This is a genomic window from Halomonas sp. AOP7-E1-9, assembly GCF_052376035.1.
Lineage (GTDB): Bacteria > Pseudomonadota > Gammaproteobacteria > Pseudomonadales > Halomonadaceae > Vreelandella > Vreelandella citrativorans.
In genome coordinates this window covers 22,290-29,138 of sequence record NZ_JBQSVC010000036.1, presented here as the reverse complement: position 1 = coordinate 29,138, position 6,849 = coordinate 22,290, and the positions used below count along the sequence as shown (strand labels likewise).

Genomic DNA, 6,849 nt, shown 5'->3' with positions numbered 1-6,849 from the left:
CGGAATACACCTACTGTACCAGCGTGCTGGCACCGACAGCATTTGACATCCTCCCCTCCCTCAGCTTGCGCTGCCGCCTTGCGGCGGAAAGGAAGGGGATTCCCAGGTCGTTACCTTCCTGGTTCCTGCTTCGATGTTCGTTGCCTTCAATGCCTTGGCACTGCTGGTCTTACACAAACTCCACAGGCGTACATTCCCGAGTGCCCCTCGGTATGATCTTTCAACCATCTGCACCGGCTAATAGCGCGGTGCCTGCTTGCAGAATGTTGCGGGCCGCATTCACGTCGCGGTCGATGCCCTGAGTACCGCAATCTGGGCAGTCCCAGGTGCGAACATTCAGCGGTAGTGATTCCAGCACAAAGCCGCAGCTATGGCAGCGTTTTGAGCTTGGGTACCAGCGATCAATCTGGACAAACTGCCTTCCCGCCCAGGCCGCCTTGTAGTCAAGCTGGCGAACCAACTCCCCCCAGCCAACATCACTGATGGCGTTAGAGAGATGGCGGTTTTTGACCATGTTCTTCACCTGCAAACTCTCCGCTGCAATCACTTGGTTCTCGTTAACGATCTGGCGGGTGAGTTTATGCAGGTGGTCACGGCGCGTGTCAGCGATCTTGGCGTGACAGCGAGCGACCTTTAACCGTGCCTTGGCTCGGTTGTTCGAGCCTTTTTGCTTACGGCTGAGGCGCCGCTGCGCCTTCGCTAGCTTTCGGGCATAGCGGGCAGTGTGGCGGGGATTATTCACCCGATGGCCGTCACTGGTCACGAACAGGTCTTTGATCCCCAGGTCGATACCGACCATCTTGAACGTAATTGGCAGCGCCTCAGTGTCTACCTTGCACAGACAGCTAATGAAGTAACGGCCTGCTGCATCCTTGGATACCGTCACTGTGCTCGGTGCCGCAGGCAGGTCGCGGCTCCAGCGGATGTTTAGCGGTTCACGGCACTTGGCGAGCGTGATCTGCCCGTCACGGTACGAAAATGCCGAACTGGCAAAGGTGGCTGACTGCCGGTGCTTCTTCGATTTAAAGCTGGGGTACCGCGCCCGCTTGGCAAAGAAATGCTTGAACGCACTTTGTTGATGGCGCAAGCATTGTTGCAGTGGCACCGAACTAACCTCGGCTAGAAAGGCGGTGTCCGGCTGCTTCTTTAACTGTGTTAGGAACGCGCTGGCATCGTTATAGCCGATCTTTTCCTGACGCTGATAAAACGCGTCGGTGCGATAGCGCAGCACCGCGTTCCAGACAAACCGCACGCACCCAAACGTCCGCGCCAGCAAGGCTGCTTGCTCAGGCGTGGGATAGAAGCGGTATTGGTAGGCGCGTTCGGCTTTCATGCTTTACACTTTAGACGAAATATTGTAAGGATGCAAAACACAAGGCGTCCTGGCGGACGCCGCGCTATCCATCCTCGCACTAAAAGTACGAGGTTTTCCGCGCTAACTGATAAGGTCGTCGCGGTTATTTCCGCTGTTTGGGTTGTGCTCGAATCCGGGGCGTTTTGAGCCGGGTTTAGCTGCTGGGGCAGGCTTGCCCCCTGCTTGTCCTCCTGCGGCCCCTGTAGCGGCCGGGGAGGGGCTTTGCGGGGTGATTTGCCCTGCGCCTTTCCTTTGGTGTCCATCGTCTTTTGCTCCCGTGATGTACCGGACGACGTAACGGTTGAACTGGGAGTAGCTGATACCTAGTTCATCCTCGCCGCCGCAGTCGTCATAGACCGTGCGCTGTTCGTTACCGGCCTCGATCAGCGTCTTGAACTGATCGAGGCGAGCCAGAAACGCGACACGTCCCGCGCCCCGGCGGGGCTTGCTGCTAGGCGTGTCTGCCATGCCTGTTTCCTCCTATTGACCGCCGCGACTCAATCGCGGACGGCCCATCATACACGCTAATGCGATTCTGCGCGAATCAGTGCGACTGTACGCGATTCTATGCGATTGAGCAAGCCATTTAATGCGATTGTACGCGATGATATGCGATTCTATGCGATTCGTCGGCTTTTCCGGCCTTTGGGCCGGTTCTGGGTGGATCGTTTAGCTACTGTCGCATACAATTGCATAGAACTAGACGGCAAGATATGTGTTGTACGGGTACGGGCAAGCCCGTCCCCATCCAACACCGCCCCTTATTCGCCTTCGGCTCAACGGTATCTTGCTCTGCGAGGCCCACAGCCGCTGCCGCGTCTAAGAGCGAAAAGCAACAACAGGAGCGCAGGCAATGCCAGAGAACACCAAAGAAAAGGCCCAGCCTCGGCGGCGCGGTAAGCCGATAGAGGTGTGGGTGACAGACGACGAGAAAGCGACCATCACAGAGCGCGCCGAAGAAGCGGGCATGTCCCGTTCGGGCTACCTGCGCGCCCTTGGGTTGAACACCCCAATAAGGTCGGTCGTTGACCTGGCCGCCGTTGCGGACTTGGCCAAGGTCAACGGCGACCTTGGGCGGGTCGCTGGGCTGCTGAAACTTTGGCTCGCAGAGAAACGCGGCCAAGCTTGAGTAAGTCCGCAATCGCCTCATCGTTGCTGTGTGCCGCTTAGGGTGTCATTTCGCCCCCAGCCGGAACCGACCCCGCACAAGACGTTGGCTCCCCCGAGACCTTGATCCACTTACCCTCAGTGATCGAGACCTCGCATTCATCTGTCATCGCCTCAACAATACACCGCGCAAATGTTTAGGGTACAAAACACCTGCAGAAGTCTTTCGGCAGAAACTCTTCGCAAACAGACATCGTTTTGCGTAAACTCAAACCGAAAAGTCGCGCTTCAGCCTGACCTCACACGCCGGAATATATTGCAGACTTCAATGCTCGTTTTGGCAAGGAGCCGCGCAATCCTAAGGATATGCATCGACCGCTGGCCGCGCATGAGAACATCGATGGTGCGATGTGCCGGAAGGAAGTACGGACACTGTCGCAAACACTGACACTGCGTTACGACAAGGTGCTGTTCATCCTGGAGCCGACGGAGTTTGCAAAGCGGCTGGCTCGACAAAAGGTGATTGTCTGCGACTATCCGGATGGCCGTCTGGAGATCATGTATGGTACGGACACCCTGCCCTACAGAACATTCGACAAGCTTCGTTCTGTTCATCGCTCGCCTGTTGTCGAGAACAAGCGACTGGATGACATGCTTTCGATTGTGGCCGAGATGCAGGCAGGCCGGGAACTGCAACGCAGCCAGAGCGGTCCCCGTCGCACAGGTCAGACGAACCATTTGTTTGGCGTGCCTGATGGCAGTGTCGGGAACGGGTATCAGAAGCGCGAGCGCAAATCGCGCACCGCTTACATGAACGATCCTGACGTTATTGCGCGCCGGGAAAAAGCGTTGGCTCGGTTGGCTGCTACGGAGTGAAATGGCCAGATCAATGACATTTGGCACTCTCAGAGCTAAAGCCGAAGGGCACCTATCGACCCGCCCCCATTCCTCGCTTGCAACTCTGACCAGCCTCTCGGAATGGGGGCTGAACGTCAGCACCTGTCGCATCTCTATCTTGCTGGAGATAGCGTATCCCTAACTTGCCAAAACACATTATATAACCGGGGTACATTCTATTTTAAACTGCAACATGCCAATGAATTCATGTGGTTAGCCATGGAGGAAATTGGATGTCGAATTGCTACTCACAGATCACATTGGCGGAACGTCGCCGGTTATTTGAGCTGAAACAGCTTAAACTCCCTCTCGGCGATATTGCGCGGCTGATGGGCCGTCATCGCTCGACGATCTATCGCGAGATCAAGCGCAACAGCTTTTGGGATGCCGAGATTCCAGACTATAATGGCTATCATAGTGTTTTTGCCGACAACATCAGCAAAGACCGCAGAACGCGGTTGCGCAAGCTCAGACGTTACCCAGAGCTGCGCAAGTTCGTCATTGAACAATTGGAAGCACACTGGTCACCAGAGCAGATCTGCGGCCGACTGATTAGCCATGGTCTGAGCGCGATACGTCTATGCGCAGAAACGATCTATCGCTTCATTTACTCAAAGGAAGAATATGGGTTAAAGCTGTATGAGCATCTGGCCGAGATGCGCACAAAGCGCTGCCCACGCGGCACCAGAAGATCGCGCAGCTCCCGCATTCCAGAAGCGTTTCGCATTCATCAACGTCCTGATTTTATTGGCAATCGTCTGCAATTCGGCAATTGGGAGGGTGATTTGATCATCTTTGATCGTGACCTCGGAGAAGCCAATGTCATGACACTTGTTGAACGCAAAAGTCGTTACTTCGTCATCATTAAAAACAGCAGTCGGCACTCAAAGCCTATCATGAACAAAATCATTCAGGCCTTTGCAGCGCTGCCTTATCATGCACGCCGCAGTTTTACCTTTGATCGTGGTTCCGAGTTTATGGGTTATAGGGCTTTGGAGGATGGAATGGGGGCAAGAAGCTGGTTTTGTGATCCAAATTCACCCTGGCAAAAATGCACTATTGAGAACATCAACAAGCGCATCCGACGGTATTTACCCAGCAATACGGATCTGGCGCAGGTCAGCCAGGCTCAGTTAACCGCCCTCGCCCATAAGCTCAATGCGACCCCGCGCAAGTGTCTTGGATTTAAGACACCCGCAGAGGTGTTTGCTAAACTTTTGCAGGAAGCAGCTTAATCAGATACCCTCACCGCCGGCATAATGCAGTTGGGGTAACTTTTCCACCTCAAGGAAATCCCCGAGCCGTAGGGCGGAGAGATCTCAAGGTTCCACGATGTCAAATTCGAAGCCTTCATCCTGCTGCAGGAGACAGACCGGAAAATAGGCTCGCTGATCAAAACGATATAAAAAGTCTCTTCAATGGGTTTGCCAAACTGACTCAGACCTGTGCTATGTTTGATTTAGCGTTAACATGTCATGCTGTGTGTATGGAATAATCGGCTACTGCGCACAAGGTTTGAATGGGGCGGCAGGTATTTTTTGCCGACGTGCATGTTTGGCGATCCGCAGGAGAAGCGTGAGTGAGTGATAAGACCGCGACAGTCCAGTCAAGACATCGGGCATATGAGAGTTTCATCAAACTCTTGCTGGCGGGCGATTTTCATCCCGGCCAGTTCGTTTCGCAACGGCAACTTGTCAGTATAACAGGGCTTCCGCTCGGCGCGATACGGGAGCTTATTCCTCGCTTGGAGGTGGAGGGCCTTATCAAGACGGTGCCACAACGCGGTTTACAGATCGCGCATGTCGACCTCAATCTCATTCGTGAGGCATTTCAATTTCGTCTTTTCATTGAGCGGGAAGTTGTCGCTGTTTTCTGTCAGGAGGCGTCAGCGGAAATCTTGCTGTCCCTGCGCAGGGAACATATCGACTGGAACCTGCACGATACGATCATCGGTTCGCTGAACAACGAAATCATTTGGCGTAAATATCAGACCAACAATATCAAGATGCGTCTCATCAATCAGGAGCGTTTTCGCATCGCTGGCCGCGTCATTCCTGTCATGGAAGAGCATCTGAAAGTGCTGGAAGCCATTGAAACGCGCACTCCGCAATTGGCAATGGATGCGATAACGGTCCACATCAACAATGCGCGCTCACTGGCGCTGAAGATTTAACGAGACCGGCAAATTTGGAAACGGAAAAGGGCCATGCTTCAAGCGCAGCCGCCGTCGCTGCATGATCGCCCTCGTGTCTCACATATACGAAGCAAGGGGCGTGTATTTCGGTCGTAAACGGAAAGACTGGGAAAAGTGGAACCCGTTTTCCCGAAAAGAAAAACGAAAACAAAAGAACCCAGAGTCTGTCTGGGTCATAATGAACCAGACAGACTCTGGAAGAGCTGCGTGTCGGAGTGTAATTTCGCAAGATTATGTACACCCATCGGCCAGGGGATCAGGCGGAGGGTACCGGGACCGGATCGTGCACCTATTCCATGTATAAATTTTTCAGACCGAGCCTCTCACGCAAGGTGGATGGGCCTGTCTTTTCCGGTAACATACCGGCCTGCCGCAAAAGCGGCATGACCTCGTCTATAAAACCGTTCAGGCATGTTCCGGCAAGGCTGAAGCCGTCAATGATTCCAGCACCATGCCACTGGGTGATCCTCTCGGTCACAGCTTCCGCGGTGCAGGTGTTGGTAGAACCTAGAACGGGCATGATCCGCACGTCTGCGCGATCCCTTGCATGGCTTTTCAGGCGGAGGCTCATCTCGTCCGCGAATTTTGCGGTCGCTTCGAGGTCCATCGCCTCGGCAATCACGACATCGGCAAAGCGCGCCGCCATATCCATGTCATCCTCCGTCACCACGCTGTGAAACAAGACCGGCCTGCCCTGCGGCGGGCGCGGAACGTCCAGCGGCCCCTTGACCGAAAAATAGTGTCCACGATGGTCGATGGGGCCGTTCCCCTCTCCGTTGACTTTCACTCGCCCGTCAGAACGTATGACGATGGCATCCGGGGACCAGCTATCCCATAACTGGTGGACCACTTCGAGAAATTCCGCATCCCGTGCGGCAACGGCCTCGACAGGCGGACGGCTCAAATCGCCATATTGCTCCTGTTGCTGATCTGCCGACGGCGTGATGTGCCAGCCAGCCCTGCCCCGGCTGATATGATCGATGGTCGCAAGCCGCCGCGCAACGTTATAGGGCTGGCTGGTGCGCGGGGAGACGGCGGCGGCAAGACCGATGCGATCGGTTGCAGCCGCCAGCGCCGCAAAAGCCGTAAACGGCTCGTATGGAAGGAATGCACATCCTTCCCGCACCAGGCCCGCATTGTTCGCATCCCTGAAGACGAGCGCGTCGATCCCGCCCGATTCGGCGCGTTTCGCCAGTGTCAGGAGAGTTTGGAGAGCGCCGGGACGCGCGGAAACGCCATCCACCGCGGCGAGACTTTCCGGCCCGAGAATATAATTGAAATGAAGCTGTTTCATATT

General features: G+C 55.0%; 6 protein-coding genes and 2 pseudogenes. 5 read left to right on the top strand and 3 right to left on the bottom strand.

Going from position 1 to position 6,849, the window contains the following annotated elements; all coding sequences use genetic code 11:
* Positions 1–220: 220 nt before the first annotated feature.
* A complete protein-coding gene (locus ACT3R4_RS15865; protein ID WP_074211468.1) occupies positions 221–1,333 on the bottom strand; it encodes an RNA-guided endonuclease InsQ/TnpB family protein in 1,113 nt (370 codons plus the stop codon).
* A 102-nt stretch (positions 1,334–1,435) separates the two neighbouring features.
* Positions 1,436–1,822 carry a TraK family protein gene (locus tag ACT3R4_RS15860; RefSeq protein ID WP_192539748.1) on the bottom strand — a complete coding sequence of 129 codons (387 nt, stop codon included), beginning with the start codon at positions 1,820–1,822 and terminating at the stop codon, positions 1,436–1,438.
* 385 nt (positions 1,823–2,207) lie between these two features.
* Between ACT3R4_RS15860 and ACT3R4_RS15855 the strand changes: the two genes are divergently transcribed.
* The 5 genes and pseudogenes from ACT3R4_RS15855 to ACT3R4_RS15835 all read left to right on the top strand — a co-directional run bounded on the left by ACT3R4_RS15855 (position 2,208) and on the right by ACT3R4_RS15835 (position 5,531).
* Positions 2,208–2,483, top strand: a complete 276-nt coding sequence (locus tag ACT3R4_RS15855) for a plasmid mobilization protein (protein ID WP_225736347.1) — start codon at positions 2,208–2,210, stop codon at positions 2,481–2,483.
* A gap of 73 nt (positions 2,484–2,556) precedes the next feature.
* A pseudogene (locus tag ACT3R4_RS15850) lies at positions 2,557–2,727 on the top strand (IS30 family transposase); the annotation flags it as partial.
* Between the two features lie 34 nt (positions 2,728–2,761).
* A pseudogene (locus ACT3R4_RS15845) lies at positions 2,762–3,337 on the top strand (ISNCY family transposase); the annotation flags it as partial.
* Positions 3,338–3,591: 254 nt separating this feature from the next.
* Entirely contained in the window at positions 3,592–4,593 is a 1,002-nt protein-coding gene (locus ACT3R4_RS15840; protein ID WP_193054202.1) for an IS30 family transposase, read from the top strand.
* 344 nt (positions 4,594–4,937) lie between these two features.
* Positions 4,938–5,531 carry a GntR family transcriptional regulator gene (locus tag ACT3R4_RS15835; RefSeq protein ID WP_192539744.1) on the top strand — a complete coding sequence of 198 codons (594 nt, stop codon included), beginning with the start codon at positions 4,938–4,940 and terminating at the stop codon, positions 5,529–5,531.
* 310 nt (positions 5,532–5,841) lie between these two features.
* Here the strand turns inward: ACT3R4_RS15835 and ACT3R4_RS15830 are convergent, their stop codons facing one another.
* Positions 5,842–6,846 carry an LLM class flavin-dependent oxidoreductase gene (locus ACT3R4_RS15830; protein ID WP_192539743.1) on the bottom strand — a complete coding sequence of 335 codons (1,005 nt, stop codon included), beginning with the start codon at positions 6,844–6,846 and terminating at the stop codon, positions 5,842–5,844.
* Positions 6,847–6,849: the final 3 nt, after the last annotated feature.